Below are 19533 nucleotides of genomic sequence, written 5' to 3'. Positions count from 1 at the left end.
ATTGTCCGGAATGCTGTGAAGACACCGGGTCACCAGCACTATGTGTTTTTAGGTCATGTCCATCTCCATACTCATACCGATACGCCACCGGTACCGCACGAATCCTAGTGCGCCCGATCGGTAAATCCCCTTCAAAAATATTAGAACTGCCTTCTAGGGTGGTGTAGAAGTTCGTTTCCTCACCCTTGCTCGTGTGTGGTGGATGTGCGCTATCCAAGGTCAGGTGCGGATGTGCCGGGATCAACTCCAGCAAATGGGTGCGCATCTCGGTGATAATCCGCTCATACTCACCCTGAGCTTCCTTGGCCGCTTCCGGATCGTTCAGGGTGCAGGTATCACCGAACAGATGATTCGTAATCGTCTCCCCGACAGGTTTAGCCCGACCATCATCAGTAAATTCTTTATACTGACCCACACGCCCATCCCGACTAACACAGTACGAACCATCATTTGCAACATCAAATCTAAACGACTTATGAGCACCACTTTTATCTTGAGCGAACCCAAGATTCCCATGATGATGCTCCCGATACCACCGCTGATGTTCTTCTTCTCGCCTGGCCAGTTCTCCTTGGTCCATTTGTATGCTCTCTTCACCTTGATGGGAATTATCAACAGGCTGAGCATTCTGCCCCTGTTTATTCCACCGATACGTGTAAGTCTCCTCTTGTTCAGAACACCAGTATGTATTTGAATTACCACACACAACATCAGCTACAGCTAATGTGTAGAAATCCAAAGGTGCGCAGATCAGGATGAAGGTTGTTAGGAGTGGAAAAGCTCTAGTTCTCATGATTTCTTGAACCTACTTCTTATCCAACTCGATAGGGGATACGTTATCAATAAGCCAACGATTACCATCATGATGAAGTGAGAGGGTGTACCAATTATCTTCATAGTCTTTATTTGATACTTCCCGGTAATCTTTCCCGTTCGCTTCAACGTATATAACATGAGACCATACTAGAAAGAATTTCCACTCGTATTTGCCGTTGCCCTGGTTGATAGGTTCGCCGTGGAATTCATACTTGTGACTGTCTCCACCCATGATCCATCCCCCTTTCTTATAAAGGCCAGAGTCGAAATCATAGGATTTTTTCTCATTGGTAAAGTCTTTACTAATGAGTTTTTTCGCCTCGCTATAATCTCCAGTTTGCATGCCATAGTTACGCCATTCCGTCCACGCCTGCACCGTCTTACGCATCCCCTCCAAGGAAGCATTCGTATACCCCTCCTCCGCCTTGGGCTTCGGAACATTCTGCGCAGGACCATAAAAATCCGCAGGACGATACTCCCCCTCCGGAGCTTTTGATTTCCCGGAATAATGCGGCGGCACACTCGACGACGGCGAAGGGCTCTCGCTTGAAGAAACAGACGCAGAACTGGAAGCACCAGCACCTTCCGCACTAGAAGAACTCGAACTCTCAGTAGCCACTCCAGCAGGCTTCGAGTCCTCCCCACAGGCAGATAGCAACACAGCAAACCCAGAAACGCCCAAAACGCTCATAAGGGCACGACGAGACAAACCAGGGATACGAGTATTCATCGGTGAACACATCCTCAAAAAAATTGTGGCTGGGTGAATAAAATATGGAAGCACGATTCGTTCCCACCTCGTAGGTTCATGCATCTCAGATATCCAACGCTGGAATCCCAGATACCCCTACGGTTAGTAATGGCGGGAATTTATCGCTTAGTAGCTACTCTACGATGATTCAAAATATTTAGCGATTCACCCGCGACATATATAACCATTTATTAATAAACAACTCTGTGGATTTTATTCAAAACATTAAAGATATTAGACTTTCGAGTTTACATTTAAAAACTCAACTTCCACGCAAAACCATCCTTAAGAATTGCACCCAAAAGACTATATTTAGATAACGCACACAATGACACACGCCCTATACACTTTGAATACAACAGAGACCCTTATACAGAACCCGCCCGGCGCATCCTCATAGAGTACGCCGGGCGGGTTTATAGTCTAAAAAATTGCTTATGCTGCGTGCTGGCATGTGGGGCATGCGCAGTCATCACATGCGCAGTTGGCGCAAGAATCATTGCAGTGTGCGCATTCGCAAACCGCATGGTTACAGGTCGGGCAGGTGCAGTTATCGCAGGTGCAGTTGACGCACAGGTCAGAGCAGTTACCACATGAGCATGCGTTGCACTCATCGTAGTGTCCTTCGTGCTCGCGGTGTGCGTGCCCGTCATGCAGGTAGTCTACGTGATCTAAGTGAATGACTGCCTGGTGACCACATGCAGGTCCGTGGGTGTGTGCATGGCTTTCGGAATGACGGTGGGGTGCAACGGTGGTCATGATCTCTCCTCAGATAAACCGAGCTAATCGCCGGTGTGTTTCGTATGTTCGTGCACATCCTTCACAATGTGACTGATGTGATGGTCTAACAATTTATAGATAGTGGTTCTGCCGTGCTGCTCCCCTTCAACAACATGCGCCTCTCGAAGGATGCGCAAATGATGCGAGGCGAGCGGCTGCGAAATACCCAAGCAGGTATGCAGTTCGCTCACACTATGTGGACGCTCTACCAAATGGTGTGCAATCGCAAGTCTTAACGGATTAGCGAGTGCTGAGAAAATTGCTACGGATGCACCGAATTCTTGTTCCCAGTCTCGTGGTTCCGTCTGACCTGAACCGTTATCCATAAACATAATTTTATATAAACACCTTTTTATATGTCAATACGCTACAAACTTCTCACCAAATTGTGACATTAACGTACTGACTGGGCGTTTTCCTCCTTTACATGAAATATGGACTGTCCAAAACCTCACAGTCCTCTTAAACTATGCGAGCCCCATCGTTTCCGTTTATTCTCACTCTAGCAGGCACCCTTCTCCATCAAACCTTAGGTTACGTTTCCTAATACCTCCATCGCCCACAAAGGTTTCAGGTCGATAAAAGTACCTGCATCCTCTCCTTTGCATGGGCGAGAATGCAGGCACCTTAAATACAAAGCCAGGAACGAAAGCGCAGACCATACAAGACTGCATTTTTTGCAGCGTTTACCTAGCCATCTGAATAAACCTTGTCTTATCCGCTATAAGGCTGCGAGCACCTGTTACTGATAGCGCCAATTCCTTCAATGCGGGTTACTAGAATCTGCCCAGGCTTAAGCCAGTTCCGTGGGTGCAGTGAAAGCCCTACTCCGGCGGGAGTTCCGGTAGCGATGAGGTCGCCGGGTTCTAGGGTCATGAACTGCGAGATATATGAGATAAGCTGTGCAGAAGTAAAAATCATGTCAGAGGTATTACCGTGCTGACGTATCTCGCCGTCAACTTCGCAGGTAAGATCAAGTCCGCAGGTAGGGTCAAGCTCGTCCGTCGCCACAATATAGGGACCAAACGGTGTCATGCTATCCCAGTTTTTACCCTGGAACCATTCGCTGGTACGTCCCTGCCAGTCGCGCACCGAAACATCGTTGAAAATGGTGTACCCCAGCAGTCCAGCGAGCGCTTCTTCTTCGTCTACCCGGCGCATCTTTTGCCCAATAACAAGGCAAAGTTCGACCTCCCAGTCTATTTTTGTGCTTCCGGTTTCGTTTGCAGAAGGCATTTGAATTTCTTCATTGGGGCCGATGAGCGCATTCGGATATTTCGTGAAGATGGTGGGATATTTTGGGATTTCGAGTCCCATTTCTCCGGCATGATCGCGGTAGTTGAGCCCGGCACAAAGGACTTTTCCAGGGCGGTCCAGCGGTCGTACGAAAGGTAGGGTATTCCAGAGTTCTTCGCCGTGCCCTAGTGTTGTAGAGCCGTTTTCGCGGAGGATGCTCACCGCGTTGGCAGGGTTGCCGAAGTTGGTGCGGTAACGGCTGTAGAACTGGAGTAGGGGTGAGAGTTTTGCGGGGAGTTCATAGATGGTTTCTTCGTGCATGCAGACGGCGCGGCGGCCTTTGTCGTCTTGGATTTGTCCCCAGCGCATATGCTCTCCTTGAGGTGTGAGGGCGGTCGTATTACCAGTCTACGGTGAACTTGTCTTTATTGTCTCGCTAGGGGTGCCGTGCAGCTGCATGGATTATGTGGGAACCACCGGCTGTCTTAGCTAGTCATAAGGCGGGAACGCCGCCTTGGTGCATAACGGCTATTTGAAGCCGTTCTGTGCATAAATCTCTAAAATCGCGTCTTCCAGGTCTTCCATGAGCAGAGCGGGGTTTGCGTCTTCAGCGGCACCTACAGTTGCAGGGTTAAGGGGCATGCCGAGAGCATCGTATACTCGCGAGGTAATCTCGCGTAGAGATGCCGAGTTATATACAACGATTCCGGTGCTGAACCACCAGCCACCCTGAATAACGCGCTGTGCGGTCCCCACAAGTTTGATGCGCTCCCCAGAGTGTTCGCCGCCTAGCCGAGCGTATACGGAGTATTCACCCGGGCAGTATTCTTGGGGGATTTCGCCGACTGCCGCATCCACCCCGACGAGTTGCAGGGCTTGGGCGTACATGTCTCCGAAGAGTTTGTAACGCAGGTTGTTGCCGGTTTTTGCGTCTTCGGCGGGCTGAAAATGATCGATGACGAGGCAGCCGGTGTGGTAGGCGGCCGCGTGACCGCCTACTTTACGCACGAGTATGTCGTACCCGAGATCACGGCATGCCTGCGCGGCGGCGGTAAATCCTGGATTGAGCTCATCGCGACGACCGAAAGCGACGGTAGGGTTCGGTTGGTAGATACGCAGGGTTGCGGTGCGTTTTCCCGCTGCGACCTCGCGCAGCATTGCCACGGTGTCGTCGTGGTGCATCAGAAGTTCACCGGATTTTGGGCCTTGTTCACGAAGGATTTCCACGGATTTTATTCTACCGGGTTGGCCCATCATTCCCGACTGTTCAGCGAAAGTAAGGGAAACCAAAGCAGCCCTGTGTTTTTGCGGGCAAACCCTTTTCTGAAAGGTGAGTCTAGACGTAAACTTAAAACGTCTGAACGGTATTCCCACATAAGCCATCAGATACCAACACATTCACAGCATAAGAACGCTGACGAAACCGTATGCACACTGTACGTGTGCGCCTATCAAGTTTCGTTTCAAAGGAGTACGGACATGAGCCAATCGTCCTCGATATCCGAACCCGATGCCACCGCTCGCAATGAGCAATCGCAACCTCCCGAAAAACCCAAGCAGGCTAATACTGCTCTCATCGTCAAAGTTGCGGTGATTCTCGCCATTACTGTAGCCATCTGGTTTATTCCCGTACCCCCAGGGGTGGAACCACGTGGCATGCATATGCTCGCTATCTTTGCCGGTACTATCCTAGGTCTTATCTTCCAGCCGCTGCCAACCCCATCAGTGGCGCTTATTGGTCTCGGCGCTGCGATGATCACCGGTACCATGAACGCGAAAGAAGAAGCGCTTAAAGGCTTCGGCAACGACTCAATCTGGATTATTGTTGCCGCGTTCTTTATCGCCGATGGGTTCCTCATTACCGGGCTAGGGAAGCGCATTGCCCTATTGTTTGTGCGCATGCTCGGTAAGTCTTCCCTCGGGCTTTCTTACGGCATGGCGATCACAGACCTCGTGCTTGCACCAGCGACTCCTTCAAATACGGCTCGCGCGGGTGGCGTGATTTACCCGATTATTCGCTCTCTTGCTGAGGTGAATGGCTCTACCAACGAGACCCCCGAGAAACGCCGCAAGCTGGGCTCTTATCTGCTCATGACCGAGGCGCAGGTCAATACCATCACCGCCGCGATGTTCGTGACGGCAATGGCTGGTAACCCGCTGGCTCAAAAATTTGCTCAAGAAAAAGGGCTGCATCTGGACTGGGGCACCTGGGCGCTTGCCGCGTTAGCCCCCGGTTTGGTCGCCCTTGCCGTTATGCCTTGGTTTATCTCGAAGGTGTACCCGCCGACTATCAAGCACACCCCTGATGCTCCCGACCATGCGCGCAAAGAGCTTGCCGAGATGGGCCCCTTAAGCGTGCCGGAGTGGATTATGCTCGGTACCTTCGTACTGCTGTTAGCCCTATGGATTGGCGGCACGTCCTGGGGTATTAGCGCGACCAGTGCAGCCTTCTTCGGCATCGCAATTCTTCTTGTGACTAAGGTGCTCACCTGGAAAGATATGGCGAATAACTCCAGTGCTTGGTCCACTCTCATTTTCTTTGCGGTGCTTGTGGGCATGGCGGATCAGCTCAAGAAGCTCAAGGTTGTTGATTGGGTAGGTGACCGCGCTGCGCACAGCGTTGCGGGTATGTCCTGGCCGCTCGCCTTTGGCATTCTGATTCTGGTGTACTTCTACATTCACTACATGTTTGCTTCTAATACCGCGCAGATTGTCGCCCTCTATGCTGTGTTCCTGGGGGCAGCAATTTCGGCGGGTACTCCCCCAATGTTCGCCGCACTTTTCCTCGGCTTTACCGGCAACCTTATCGGCGGTATCACTCACTATGCCTCTGGACCGGCAGGGGTGTACTACGGATCGGGGTATTTCAGTGTGGGTGAATGGTTCAAGCTGGGCTTCCTGTCTTCGCTCGTAAATATGATTATTTGGGGTGTTGTGGGCACCGCGTGGCTATTCGCTCTCGGATACGCTACACCCTAGTGAGCGCTCGCTAAGCTCTTCCGGTCTATTCAGCCACATAAGCTCCGGGCGCTGAATCCTAGAAAAGGGTTCACGCCCGGGGCTTTTTATTTCTACCGACATTCTGTATGCTGCCTGCACACCCAAAAAGCGCCCGATACAGCGCGGCGTAAACAAAGCCGATACACCAGGGTTCTAGCGTTGAAACTTAAGCCATCTTCCGTAATCTTACTGCTCATCTCTGCAGGAATATGCGCTAAAACTGTTAGGGTTGTTGTACAACAACGGCGATGTGTTCTATCCGCCATATACGTATTCCCCATCTAAGCATTAACTGTCCGCCATCTACGGGAGAGCCCCATGCATCAAGACCAGCATTTCACGCATGACACCCAATCGCTGCCCATCATCAAACCCCACCTGCACGGTGCGTTTCCCCCAAATTTTCTGTGGGGAGGCGCTTCCGCAGCCAACCAGTGTGAAGGTGCCTGGGATGAAGGCGGCAAGGGTCCCAGTATTCAGGATGTACTCCCTCACGGAGGGCTGAGCCCACGAAGTGCCGCGCCCACACCCGATAACCTCAAACTTGAGGGCACCGATTTCTACCACCGCTACCCCGAAGACATCGCTCTCCTTGCGGAAATGGGGTTCAAAGTATTCCGGTTCTCCGTCGCTTGGTCACGTGTCTTCCCAAACGGTAACGAAACAGAACCAAATGAGGAAGGCCTCGCCTTCTACGACCGTGTGCTTGATGAACTTGAAAAATACGGCATCGAACCGCTCATCACTATCAGCCACTACGAAACACCGCTTTACCTTGCAGAACAATACAACGGCTGGGTAAGTCGCGATCTTATCGACTTCTACGAACGATACTGCCGGGTACTCTTTGAACGCTACGGCCACCGCGTAAAATACTGGCTCACCTTCAACGAAATCAATTCGGTGCTGCACCTACCGTTTATGTCTGGCGGTATTAACACCCCCAAAGAACAGCTGAGTGAGCAAGACCTTTACCAGGCAATTCATCATGAGCTTGTCGCCTCAGCGCGCGCTACCCGTGCTGCCCGTGAGCTCGTACCTCAAGCCCAGATTGGCTGCATGATTTTAGCAATGCCCACCTATCCGCTCACACCATCACCCCAGGATGCGCTCGCCGCCCTGCACGCCGAACACGCGAACTTTGCCTTCGGCGACGTGCACGTTCGTGGAACCTACCCCGGATATTTCCTACGCATGCTCCACGAAAAAGGTATCGAGCTCAACATTACCGAACGAGATCGGGAAGACCTCAAAAATACGGTCGATTTTGTCTCGTTCAGCTACTACATGTCCACCTGTGCCAGCAGCGACCCAAGCCGCGGCGAAAGCAGCGAAGGGAATATTCTCGGTGGAGTGTCTAACCCGACATTGACCGCTTCCGAGTGGGGATGGCAGATCGATCCTGTCGGGCTGCTTATTGTACTCAACCAGTACTGGGACCGCTGGCAGAAACCTCTTTTCATCGTCGAGAACGGCTTAGGCGCACGCGACGAACTTGTTGAGGTCGATGGTGAAATGACTGTGATCGATGATTACCGTATAGATTATCTGCGGGCACACCTGGAACAGGTGCGCGAAGCTATTGCCGACGGTGTGCAGCTACTCGGTTACACTACGTGGGGCTGTATCGACATGGTTTCAGCGTCTACAGCGCAGATGTCGAAACGCTACGGTTTCGTCTATGTAGATCGTAATGACGATGGTACGGGATCGCTCTCCCGCTACCGTAAGAAGTCTTTTGAATGGTACCGTCGAGTGATCGCATCTAACGGTGCGGAGCTTGAGAACTCCTAGTAAATCTTGTGAGAAATGCAGGGTTGGTCTTCGGGTAAGTTTCCGAAAGACCACCCCCGTGTTGTGGGCGCTCACTGAAATTCTCTGACTCTCACCAAAAATTTACGAACCTTACGATGCTTCATCGAGCGGCATATCGTGCATGCTCGTTGAGACAAACTCCCACCATGTAGGGATGAATCCGGCTGCCAAAGCCACGCGCTGTGAGAGCACATGTGAAGGACTGGTTCCATAAAATGGAACACGCCCATCGGCAAGAACCATTCGGGAAAGTTCATATACAAGATGCGTAGCAAGCCCTCGTTGTCGTACCTGTGGCAGCACATCAATACCGATTTGACGCATCAGTGGCGAATCGTCGCTTGCACCCGCCATTGCTAAAGGATCTGCCAAAGCAGTGGCGGCGTCAGGGTCAAATGCGGCAAGGACCGTAATATCGGGGCGACGTTTGCTAAACCCTAAAGCGTTCGAATACCGTGGATCGCCACGAAAACGCTCGTACTGCTCGGGTTGAAGGAACTCTATTCGCACCGAGAATTCCGAAACCGCCGTATCATCTTCATCTGCCCCTAAAGCATCTGCCGAGGCGTTCGGTACTTTCGTCACCGTGTGAAGACTGCAAATATGTTGCCGTAAGGATTCGCGAAGCGCCCCGCTATCCACCCGGCGCATCATGCCGATTCCGGGTACCGCGCATTTAACCTCTTGCGCCGGAACATCCGGCGGAACCACAGATTCAAGCAGGTTGCGTGAAGGCGTGTAATATACGCTTGTTCCGCTCACCTGCTGGCTGTAAGGGGTCAAGAGTTCATTCAGCTGGCGTAACGGTGCATAATCGCCCAGCCAATTTGAGAGATCCCCACGCATATACTCAGTGGCCGTTTTCAAAACCCGGGGATACTTTGCGCAAAGCAACCCCACGCCCAGATAGTTACCTACCCGAAGTTCCCAGGTATCAGCGTTGCGGCGGCGGGATGCGCTCATCTCTTCCGCTGGAAGCTGCAGTGCACTCAAGACCTCAGCACCCAGATTCTGTGCTTGAGAGATAGCTCCCGCAGGTAAACAGAAATCTGCCTCTAACTGAGCAGCAAGAATATGGCGTACTCTGTCGAGAGTTGTTACAGCACCGCGTATTTGCGCTCGCGGATGATTACCTGAAATATGACTCACACCAAAAGTTCCTTGATGAAACGTCCGGTATGAGACTCCTCAACCTGTGCGACGTCTTCAGGCGTTCCTTCGGCGATTACGGTGCCTCCACCATCGCCACCTTCCGGACCCATATCAATAATCCAGTCGGCACATTTAATGACATCAAGGTTGTGTTCAATTGTGATAACGGTATTGCCCTTATCAACGAGAGACTGAAGCACAGTTAAGAGCTTACGGATATCCTCAAAATGCAGACCCGTTGTAGGCTCATCAAGCACATAGATCGAACGACCGTTAGAACGCTTCTGCAGCTCTGCGGCAAGTTTCACGCGCTGCGCCTCACCACCTGAAAGCGTGGTTGCGGGCTGCCCCAGACGAATGTAGCCAAGCCCCACATCAACCAGCGTGTTCAAGTGCCGAGCGATCGGGGTGAAGGCCGCAAAAAATTCTGCAGCTTCCTCCACCGGCATTTCAAGCACATCAGAAATAGTCTTACCTTTGTAATGCACTTCGAGGGTTTCGCGGTTATAGCGTTTTCCCTGGCAGGTTTCGCAAGGCACGTAAACATCCGGCAAAAAGTTCATCTCAATCTTGAGGGTGCCGTCACCTGAGCATGCTTCGCATCGACCGCCTTTAACGTTGAACGAGAACCGTCCGGGGGTATATCCGCGCACTTTAGCCTCATTCGTCTCGGCAAAGAGCTTACGAATATGGTCGAACACGCCGGTGTATGTCGCAGGATTCGACCGCGGAGTACGCCCAATAGGCGATTGGTCAACGTGAATAACCTTATCCAGATGTTCCAGACCGTCTACCTTCTTGTGCCGTCCTGGAACCTGTTTTGCACCGTTGAGTTTATTCGCCAGTGAGGTATAGAGAATATCGTTCACGAGGGTTGATTTACCCGATCCCGATACGCCTGTGATCGCGGTAAAAACACCTAGGGGGAAGGTAACATCAACATTTTTGAGGTTGTTCTCGCGAGCTCCATAGACCTTTAACACACGTTTACGGTCATGTGGGCGGCGTTTCTTTGGAACTTCAATAGAGCGCCGACCCGCCATATAATCACCGGTTATCGACTTTTTATTGGACAAAAGTTCCTTGTAAGTGCCCGAATGGACGATTTCACCGCCGTGTTCGCCCGCACCTGGTCCGACATCAACAATCCAGTCGGCTTCCCGCATCGTGTCTTCGTCATGTTCCACTACAATGAGGGTATTTCCCATATCGCGTAGCTTTGTCAGGGTATCGATTAGACGTCGGTTATCGCGCTGGTGCAAACCTATAGAGGGCTCATCCAACACATAAAGCACGCCAACGAGCCCGGAGCCAATCTGGGTTGCCAGTCGGATGCGCTGGGCCTCCCCGCCCGAAAGCGTGCCAGCGGAACGTGATAACGTCAGGTAATCGAGCCCTACGTCCAAGAGGAATTGCAAGCGTGCATCAAGCTCTTTAAGTACCTGATCGGCGATCTTAGCCTCACGAGGGGTCAGCTCCAGGGCGCGCATAAAATCTAAGGCGGTACGAAGTGGCATAGCGGTTACATCCGCAATGGATTTACCCTCAATTTTGACGCTGAGAATAGTAGGGTTAAGCCGCGCACCATGACATACCGGGCATGCAACTTGACGCATATATTGTTCGTAGCGATCACGCGCAAAATCAGATTCAGTTTCTTGATGTTTACGCATAATATTGGCTTTAACACCCTCAAACCCGGAGGTATAGCGGCGTTCGCGCCCAAAACGGTTGCGGTACGAGACCTCAACTTTAAAATCTTTGCCCTCCAGAATTGCTTTGCGAACCTTGGCAGGGAGATCTTTCCACGGAGTGTTAAGGTCAAATCCGAGCTCTTCGCCGAGACCTGCAAGAAGACGCAGCCAATACTCGGTGGTAGATTTTCCCTGCAACCACGGAGCGATAGCGCCTTCACCCAGAGTCATATCTGGGTTGGGCACTAAAAGATCCTCATCAACTTCAAGCCTGGAACCAATACCATCGCAAGCCTGGCATGCGCCAAAGGGCGAGTTGAAGGAGAAGGCGCGCGGCTCAATAGTGTCCACCTGCAGGGGGTGATTGTTGGGGCAGGCAAGGTTTTCACTAAATGTTCGGGTGCGTTCGGGTGAATCTGCCTGTACATCTACGAATTCGATGAGCAAGCGGCCATCGGCTAGTCTGAGTGCGGTCTCCACGGAATCGGTCAGTCGCTGGTGAATACCCTCCTTAATCACGATACGATCTACCACAACGTCAATGGTGTGTTTGTATTGTTTCGCTAGTTTAGGAGGATCCGAGAGTTGAACTGTTTTTCCGTCCACCCGGGCACGCGAATAGCCCTGTGTCACCAAGTCTTTGAACAGATCAACAAACTCACCTTTGCGAGCTGATACCACGGGGGCAAGAACCTGCAAACGCGTACGTTCGGGGTATTCCAGCAGTGCATCGACAATCTGCTGCGGGGTTTGCTTGGTAATTTCTTCACCGCACACTGGGCAGTGCGCACGCCCTACACGAGCCCACAGCAGGCGCATATAATCGTAAATCTCGGTTATGGTGCCTACCGTCGACCGCGGGTTTTTTGAAGTAGATTTCTGGTCGATAGAGACCGCTGGCGATAGCCCCTCAATAAAATCAACATCAGGCTTATCTACCTGCCCAAGGAACATACGCGCGTAGGAAGATAGTGATTCAACGTACCTGCGCTGTCCCTCTGCGAAGATGGTGTCAAAAGCAAGTGAAGATTTACCAGATCCCGATAGCCCTGTAAAAACCACCATTGCGTCACGTGGAATCGTAAGATCAACGTTCTTGAGGTTGTTTTCGCGAGCACCCTGCACACGAATGCTGCTAAGGTCATTTGAACGCAAAGGGGCGGTTGCTGATCCAGCACGGGGAGGCATCGAAAATCCTTTCGTCTATCTTCGAATCTACATTCTACGCTCTTTCGGCGGGGATAGCATGCTTTATGATGCGGGTTTGACTCGTGGCGAACGTTTTTCCTGGTGACTTTCATTCCCGTTACCCCCTTATACCTGCCGCTAGAAACGGGATATACACCGCATCAGTACACTGGATATATGGCTACTTATCCCGAATCAACTCTTATCTTCGAAAATCCGGAATTTACAGTACGTGCCCTAAGCGTCTCAGACATGGATAACAGCGTCTACCTGATCACGATTCGCCATACTGGTGAGCAAATGCTGATCGATCCCGCTTATGATGCAGAAGCACTGTATACCTTCACGCTTGAGGCAATCATGCAGGACTGTCCAAACCTAGCCCTTACAGAAGAGAACGACCGCCGAGTGCGCATTCTCGAATCTGAAGAAGATTTCGAGCCTATCCCCCGCCGTGCTCTTGGCGTGACGGGTATTATGGTCACCCATGGGCACTGGGACCACATTCGTGCTCTGCGCGAGCTTGAATCTCTCACCGGTGCCATTACTTATGCAGGATCCGCGGACGCCGAGGCCATTCGTGCGCAAGAAAATTTCACGGTCGAAAACGAGTTAAACGGCGGCGAAGTTTTTGATTTTTACGATACAGAGCTGCAGGTGCGCACTATTTCCGTTCCCGGGCATACTCCCGGATCCATCGTATATTCTGTGCAGACCACATGGGAAGATGACTCCCCTGCTACCTTGCTTTTCACCGGCGATGCGCTCTTCCCCGGCGGCGTAGGCAAGACCGATTCTCCCGCGCAGTTTGGCGAACTTTTCTCAAACGTTCTTGAAAAGCTCTTTGGAAACTTTGATGATGAAGCGATTGTGCTTCCGGGTCACGGGCGTTCCACAACATTAGGCACCGAGCGTCCGCACCTTGAAGAATGGGGTTCACGGGGCTGGTAGCCCAGTACATCCTGTAGGCTTTCTAGCAGCACAAGTCTGGTTAAACAAAACGACCGCGCTACCATAGCGCGGTCGTTTTATGACACCCGGGGGGTATCTATCACTCACTCAAACACAAGCAACTCGAGGACAATTCATGAAACCTTCGATCACTTGATAACTCAAGTTTAGCCTACTTTTGGGTCGGTTTTCTACATGGTTTTCACTCTCCAAAAACCTTAGATAAGCTGAGCGCATATTTGTAACCATTCTGTTATTTTTACCCCGCATGAAAGCAGGGCATTTAAATACCAATCGAGATTTTATTGATTTTTATATGGCGTAAATCACTAAAACTTTTTTCTGGAAGTTCCGCGTCATACAGCCATTTTTCAAGGTATACCCCTAAATAACAGTATTGTTAAACCCGCGTAATCATGCGGGTTCTATACACCAATTGGTCTGTTTGAATGGTTTTTTCGCAACACACACGAAATCGGTAAAAACTACCCCTCGGTACAGCCCGCGAAGACACAGAAAAGGTGCCGTGCGCATCCCAACATAACGAGGATGCCCACGGCACCTTATCAAGCTTGCCTTCGTCTTTTATGGGCGAAATATGACCCAGAAACCACTACGAAAGACCGATCATCGTACCGTTTTCATCAAAGCCAATACGCTCTGCAGCAGGGCTCTTGCTCAGACCGGGCATGGTGCGCATCGTGCCGCAAATAGCGTAAACATAACCGGCACCTGCGGCAAGACGAACCTCGCGCACAGGCAAAGTCCAGCCGGTGGGTGCACCCTTGAGGGAAGCATCAGAAGAGATCGACAGGTGGGTCTTTGCAATCACCACAGGTAGATGCGAATACCCCAGATCGTCAAAATGCTTAAGCTGCTTTGCCGCTGCGGGAGCAATCGAGATACCGTCTGCCCCGTAAACCTTAGTAGCAACCTTCTCAAGCTTAGTTTCGAGAGAATCCTCAAGATCATAGGTGTACTCCAGGTTCGAAACGTCGTCGCAAGCCTCAGCAACCACATTTGCCAGGTCAATCGTACCCTTGCCACCCTCAGCAACACCATGATGGATAGCTACGCGAGCGCCAGCCTCTTCGGCAATACGGCGAATAGCTTCATGCTCAGAATCGAAATCGGTGGGGAACGCGTTAATAGCCACCACCGGCTGCACACCGAAGTTACGCACAATCTCAATGTGCTTCTTCAGGTTAGTAGCCCCTGCTTCAACGTCGGCAGGGTTCTCTTCAAGCATGCCTTCGGGCAGAGGCTTGCCCGGTACGATCTTGTACAGCCCAGAGTGGGATTTGAGGGAACGTACGGTGACAACCAGCACAGCGGCATCAGGCTTCAGCCCTGAGATTCGGCATTTAACGTTAAAGAAACGTTCAGCACCCATATCTGCACCGAAACCTGCCTCAGTAATCACGTAGTCGGAGTATTCCAAGCCAACGTAGTCAGCGACAACTGAGGAGTTACCGGTAGCGATGTTCCCGAAGGGTCCCGCGTGAATAAGTGCCGGAGTGTGTTCGAGAGTCTGAAGCAGGTTGGGGTTAATGGCATCCGCCAGAATAACAGCCATTGCGCCGTCAGCCTTCAAATCGGCGGCGGTGACTGCCTCACCATCGTAGTTCAGACCGATAACAATCTTCGCCAAACGTTTGCGCAGGTCCTCAAAGGAGGTTGCCAGCGAAAGAATCACCATGATTTCAGAGGCACTGGTAATATCAAACCCGGTCTGTCGGGGCACGCCGTCAATACGCTCGCCCAGACCGACTACGATGTTGCGCAGGGAGCGGTCGTTCATGTCGATAACGCGGCGCCACTCGATAGCACGGGGGTCGAGACGCAGGTCATTACCCTGGTGCAGGTGGTTATCGATCATGGCGGCCAGTAGGTTGTGGGCTGCGGTAACGGCGTGGAAATCACCGGTCAGATGCAGATTTAGCTTCTCCATGGGAACGATCTGCGAGTAACCGCCGCCAGCGGCACCGCCTTTAATACCGAAGGTTGGTCCCATGGCAGGCTGGCGAAGCGCCAGCGCAGCTTTACGTCCGGTCTGGGCGAATCCCTGTGCTAGCGAGACAGAGGTTGCGGTCTTACCTTCGCCGAGCGGTGTGGGAGTTACAGCGGTAACGACAATGTACTTGGAACCGCGCTTTTGGGCGGTTTCTGCGTTGGTGCTTTCGTCGAGCAGGACCTTGGCAACATATTTACCGTAGGGCTCCAAACGATCTTCGCTGATGCCGTTCTCGGCGGCTATTTCGGTGATGGGTTTAAGCTCAGCTGCGAGAGCAATTTCGAGGTCGGAAGGGAAAGGCTTGTTCGTCATCATTGTCCTTAACAAGTAGAAACCAACAGTTCCATATCCCATTCTATGCTCTAGCTCACGGATTGTCGCCTAAATTTATATGTGAGATATACGGCGAGGAAAATATGCCATCTTGCGGAAGGTCTCTTGACACAATGTTCCCAGGTCAAAGACGAAGCAACTCCCACGCTCATGATTCAGTTGTTCATGCTCGCAGGAGTTTCTTCGCTCGACAGTAAATATAGTTACTACATCGTCAGCAGCACCTTGGTCGCGGTACGCTGATCCATTGCCTCATAGCCCTTGGGAGCTTCGTCGATGGGCAATACTAGATCGAAGACCTTACCGGGTTCAATCTCACCCTTGTAAATCAGGTCAATCAGGGTCGGCAGGTACTTGCGCACGGGGGCGGGGCCGCCCTCCAGGTGAACCTGCTTGAAGAAGAGATTATCGGTGCCGATGGCGCTGTCGTGCGGCACACCCACGAAGCCGATGTAGCCGCCGTGGCGCACGCAACCGAGTGCCTGGTCGAAGGACTGCTGGTTACCAACAGCCTCCGCGACGCCGTGTGCGCCCACACCGTCGGTGAGCTCCAGAACCTTGGCGATGCCCTCTTCGCCGCGCTCTTCCACGATGTGGGTTGCGCCGAATGCCTTAGCGAGCGCCTGACGTTCAGGGTTGCGGGACATGATGATGATCTTCTCCGCGCCGAGCTGCTTAGCGCCGATGACTGCGCTCAGGCCGACTGCACCGTCACCAACAACCACGATGGTCTTGCCGGGGCCTGCCTTCGCTGCATCTGCTGCGTACCAGCCAGTGCCGAGCACGTCGGACGCCGCCATCAGGTGCGGGATCTGCTCTTCGGTGGGGGTTGCGGGGGTCTTGACGAGGGTGCCGTCTGCGAAGGGTATGCGGGCGTATTCTGCCTGGGTGCCGTTGGAGCGCATACCGATGAAGGCGTCGCCTGCTGCGCTTGCCTTGAGGCAGCGGGAGGGGTAGCCTGCGGTGCAGATTTCGCACTCGCCGCAGGAGATGCAGAAGGAGCCTACGACGAAGTCGCCGGGGGCTACGGTGGTGACCTCGGAGCCGATTTCTACGACCTCGCCGATGTATTCGTGGCCCATTGATCTGTGGTCGACGGGCTCTGCGTCTGCGCCGCGGTAGGGCCACAGGTCGGAGCCGCAGATGCAGGATGCTGCGAGCTTGATGATGGCGTCGGTGGGTTCGAGCAAGGTCGGCTTCTCAACTTCGTTGACGACGACCTTACCGGGGGCTTCCATGATTACTGAACGCATTAGCTGTACTCACTTTCATGTAAATTCTTTAGGTTTTAACCAGTCGTTGTATTAGAGTACGCCCTTCGAGTTACTCGAAAGCAAGCACCATGGAAGATAAAAGCTATGTTATTCCACATCTATTTTTGAGAATAAAACTTAGTATCTTATACCTTTGGGGTACCGTGAGATACTGGAATTATGAGTTACAGCGTCAAAGAAATCTCAGAAAAGCTTGACATAAGCCCGCATACGGTACGGTATTACAGCGACAAAGGCCTTATTCCCACTGTGCAACGAGATGAACATGGACGGCGTGTTTTCACCGAAGAATGCGTGGGGTGGTTTGAAACAATTCACTGCTTACGTGCATGCGGTATGAGCATTAACGATGTCAAAGCCTATGTAGACCTCTGCCGTCGTGGCGTGTCTACAGCATCGGAGCGTTTACACATTATCGAACATTACGCACACGTTGCCCGGCAGCAGCTACTTGATGCTCAGCGAAGGATTGATTTTGTACACCGAAAAATTGCGTACTACCAAGATTTAATGGCGCAAGAGAATAAGAAGCATGCATAACCTAGCGCTCAATTTATTAGTGAATATCGAATATAAATCGGGGTACCCCACACTATATAGGTGAGGTACCCCGATCATTATCCCTCTCAGAGAGTATGTGTGAAAGACCCGTCTACCCAAGCTATCTTTTGATACTCTCTAGCATTGGATCTCGCCACCTTACACAGGCTGGATCTTCTTTTTATTCATGAAGGGTTACCTGTGATGCAGGAAGCTGCTGTACCTTCAAAGACGATGCAGGAGCATTGGTGTAAACCCTTACCTTAACGGTGCGCCCTTCCATGGTGCACTTATCGGGCGCTCCAAGCACGGAGCCCTCAACAGTGGCCACGTGGAGAGTACCGTTACTTTCAGCAGCTTCGGCACGTACATCAAAACAAGTTGCGGTACCGGTCGGTACGCTAAAGGTAATCTCGTGATCACCCGTCACCTCATAATCCGACCAGTTAACAACATGTTCATGTTCCAAGGGGACGGAGTTCGAATCATGTACTGCCGGAGCTGAGATACCTGCATCCGAGCTAGTTGCCGGAGGAATGACCGGAACGAACGCCTGCACATATGCAGAAGCTGCGGGGGCGGACAGCATCGAAGCGCCCAACGCGAGAGAGACGGCGCCGACCCCGACCAGGGTGGCACGCCGAACGGCTGACAGCGTAGTCTTAAACATGAGCATCGCTCCTTTGCTCGACAATTGCTTGCACCTCCACCCTATAAGTTTTTAAATCTCAAGTGAAGAGTTACATAAAGATGACACACCCAAGATTTAAAAAATTTTTACGAGTCTCCTAGACTCCCCTGAATTTGACGCACAAAACCCGTATATTCCCTATGCTTTCAAGGAAATATACGGGTTTCTTAAAGTTATATCTTCCTGATCTCAGAATCAGTTTTTGAGACTAAAAATCCCAGTCCTCATCCTCAGTGTTCACGGCTTTACCGATCACATAAGATGAGCCAGATCCCGAGAAGAAGTCGTGGTTCTCGTCGGCATTGGGCGAAAGAGCCGATAAAATAGCAGGCGAAACATTGGTCACGCTCGCCGGGAACATCGCTTCATACCCCAGGTTCATGAGAGCCTTATTCGCGTTGTAGTGCAGGAACTTCTTGACGTCTTCACTCCAGCCCACACCGTCATAGAGTGAATGCGTGTAGGCTACCTCATTCTCATACAATTCGTACAGCAGGTTGAAGGTGTACTCCTTAAGTTCTGCCTGCCGTTCCGGGCTCTCTTTTGCTAAACCACGTTGGAATTTATAGCCAATGTAGTAGCCGTGAACAGCCTCGTCACGAATAATCAGACGAATCAGATCAGCGGTATTCGTCAGTTTAGCGTGCGCCGACCAGTACATGGGCAAGTAGAACCCTGAGTAGAACAGGAAGGACTCCAGCAGCGTAGAGGCGACCTTCTTCTTGAGCGGATCATCCCCCGTGTAGTATGCGAGAATAATCTTCGCTTTCTTCTGCAGGTGCTCATTTTCGGAGGCCCAACGGAAGGCATCATCAATCTCTTTAGTCGAACTCAGAGTCGAGAAAATCGAAGAATACGACTTAGCGTGCACCGACTCCATGAAGGCAATATTGGTGTATACGGCCTCTTCGTGGGCGGTGACTGCATCCGGCAAAAGAGACACGGCGCCAACGGTACCCTGAATAGTATCCAGCAGAGTCAGCCCCGTAAAAACACGCATGGTCAACTCTTTTTCTTCCGCCGTCAAGGTCTTCCATGAGGGAACATCATTGCTCAGCGGAACCTTTTCAGGCAACCAAAAGTTACCGGTCAAACGGTCCCATACCTCAAGGTCTTTATCATCTTCAAGACGGTTCCAGTTAATAGCCTCAATCGGGTGGTCGACGAGGTGCACTTTTTCACTCATGTGTATCTCCCAGATTGGATGTCACGCCCACACAGGCATGTAATGTTTTCTAAGTTACTAATCGAGTCTGTTTCGGGGTGCAAGAAGAACCTCCTGCACCCCGAAACCCGTA

The 19533-nt window shown here is 51.7% G+C and carries 14 protein-coding genes and 1 pseudogene; 4 read left to right on the top strand and 11 right to left on the bottom strand.

What is annotated here, in order from left to right; translation table 11 throughout:
- The 5 genes and pseudogenes from HMPREF2609_RS10515 to HMPREF2609_RS03115 all read right to left on the bottom strand — a co-directional run.
- Positions 1-793 (bottom strand): annotated as a pseudogene (locus tag HMPREF2609_RS10515) (hypothetical protein); the annotation flags it as partial.
- Between the two features lie 12 nt (positions 794-805).
- Positions 806-1546, bottom strand: coding sequence for a DUF6318 family protein (locus HMPREF2609_RS03130; protein WP_070535001.1), 741 nt, complete (start codon positions 1544-1546; stop codon positions 806-808).
- 803 nt (positions 1547-2349) lie between these two features.
- Positions 2350-2673, bottom strand: a complete 324-nt coding sequence (locus tag HMPREF2609_RS03125; RefSeq protein ID WP_238382359.1) for an ArsR/SmtB family transcription factor — start codon at positions 2671-2673, stop codon at positions 2350-2352.
- A gap of 388 nt (positions 2674-3061) precedes the next feature.
- On the bottom strand, positions 3062-3952 hold the full coding sequence (locus HMPREF2609_RS03120) for a fumarylacetoacetate hydrolase family protein (RefSeq protein WP_070534999.1): 891 nt from the start codon (positions 3950-3952) through the stop codon (positions 3062-3064).
- Between the two features lie 159 nt (positions 3953-4111).
- A complete protein-coding gene (locus HMPREF2609_RS03115) occupies positions 4112-4810 on the bottom strand; it encodes a lipoate--protein ligase family protein (protein ID WP_048752043.1) in 699 nt (232 codons plus the stop codon).
- Positions 4811-5062: 252 nt separating this feature from the next.
- Here HMPREF2609_RS03115 and HMPREF2609_RS03110 point away from each other — a divergent pair, with 252 nt between their 5' ends.
- Complete coding sequence (locus HMPREF2609_RS03110) at positions 5063-6562, top strand: anion permease (protein WP_070534997.1); 1500 nt, start codon at positions 5063-5065, stop codon at positions 6560-6562.
- 339 nt (positions 6563-6901) lie between these two features.
- Entirely contained in the window at positions 6902-8377 is a 1476-nt protein-coding gene (locus HMPREF2609_RS03105; protein WP_070534995.1) for a glycoside hydrolase family 1 protein, read from the top strand.
- A 111-nt stretch (positions 8378-8488) separates the two neighbouring features.
- Here the strand turns inward: HMPREF2609_RS03105 and HMPREF2609_RS03100 are convergent, their stop codons facing one another.
- Both HMPREF2609_RS03100 and uvrA read right to left on the bottom strand, forming a co-directional pair.
- Entirely contained in the window at positions 8489-9547 is a 1059-nt protein-coding gene (locus HMPREF2609_RS03100) for a GNAT family N-acetyltransferase (protein ID WP_070534993.1), read from the bottom strand.
- Positions 9544-12432, bottom strand: a complete 2889-nt coding sequence (uvrA, locus tag HMPREF2609_RS03095; protein WP_070534991.1) for an excinuclease ABC subunit UvrA — start codon at positions 12430-12432, stop codon at positions 9544-9546. Before uvrA ends, HMPREF2609_RS03100 begins: the two co-directional genes overlap by 4 nt.
- A gap of 177 nt (positions 12433-12609) precedes the next feature.
- Here uvrA and HMPREF2609_RS03090 point away from each other — a divergent pair, with 177 nt between their 5' ends.
- A complete protein-coding gene (locus HMPREF2609_RS03090) occupies positions 12610-13383 on the top strand; it encodes an MBL fold metallo-hydrolase (protein ID WP_070534990.1) in 774 nt (257 codons plus the stop codon).
- Between the two features lie 613 nt (positions 13384-13996).
- Here HMPREF2609_RS03090 and HMPREF2609_RS03085 read toward each other — a convergent pair.
- On the bottom strand, positions 13997-15709 hold the full coding sequence (locus HMPREF2609_RS03085) for a formate--tetrahydrofolate ligase (RefSeq protein WP_070534988.1): 1713 nt from the start codon (positions 15707-15709) through the stop codon (positions 13997-13999).
- Between the two features lie 227 nt (positions 15710-15936).
- Positions 15937-16983 carry a zinc-dependent alcohol dehydrogenase family protein gene (locus HMPREF2609_RS03080; RefSeq protein WP_048755300.1) on the bottom strand — a complete coding sequence of 349 codons (1047 nt, stop codon included), beginning with the start codon at positions 16981-16983 and terminating at the stop codon, positions 15937-15939.
- Between the two features lie 180 nt (positions 16984-17163).
- Here HMPREF2609_RS03080 and HMPREF2609_RS03075 point away from each other — a divergent pair, with 180 nt between their 5' ends.
- Positions 17164-17544 carry a MerR family transcriptional regulator gene (locus tag HMPREF2609_RS03075; protein ID WP_070534987.1) on the top strand — a complete coding sequence of 127 codons (381 nt, stop codon included), beginning with the start codon at positions 17164-17166 and terminating at the stop codon, positions 17542-17544.
- A gap of 181 nt (positions 17545-17725) precedes the next feature.
- Here the strand turns inward: HMPREF2609_RS03075 and HMPREF2609_RS03070 are convergent, their stop codons facing one another.
- Together HMPREF2609_RS03070 and nrdF are read right to left on the bottom strand one after the other, a co-directional pair.
- Positions 17726-18214, bottom strand: a complete 489-nt coding sequence (locus tag HMPREF2609_RS03070; RefSeq protein ID WP_238382356.1) for a CTP synthase — start codon at positions 18212-18214, stop codon at positions 17726-17728.
- 229 nt (positions 18215-18443) lie between these two features.
- Positions 18444-19421 carry a class 1b ribonucleoside-diphosphate reductase subunit beta gene (gene nrdF / locus HMPREF2609_RS03065; RefSeq protein WP_004004796.1) on the bottom strand — a complete coding sequence of 326 codons (978 nt, stop codon included), beginning with the start codon at positions 19419-19421 and terminating at the stop codon, positions 18444-18446.
- Between the last annotated feature and the right edge of the window lie 112 nt (positions 19422-19533).

Origin of the sequence: Rothia sp. HMSC058E10 (genome assembly GCF_001809415.1) — a bacterium.
Classification (GTDB): Bacteria; Actinomycetota; Actinomycetes; order Actinomycetales; family Micrococcaceae; genus Rothia; species Rothia dentocariosa.
This window is presented reverse-complemented; position numbering and strand designations above follow the sequence as displayed.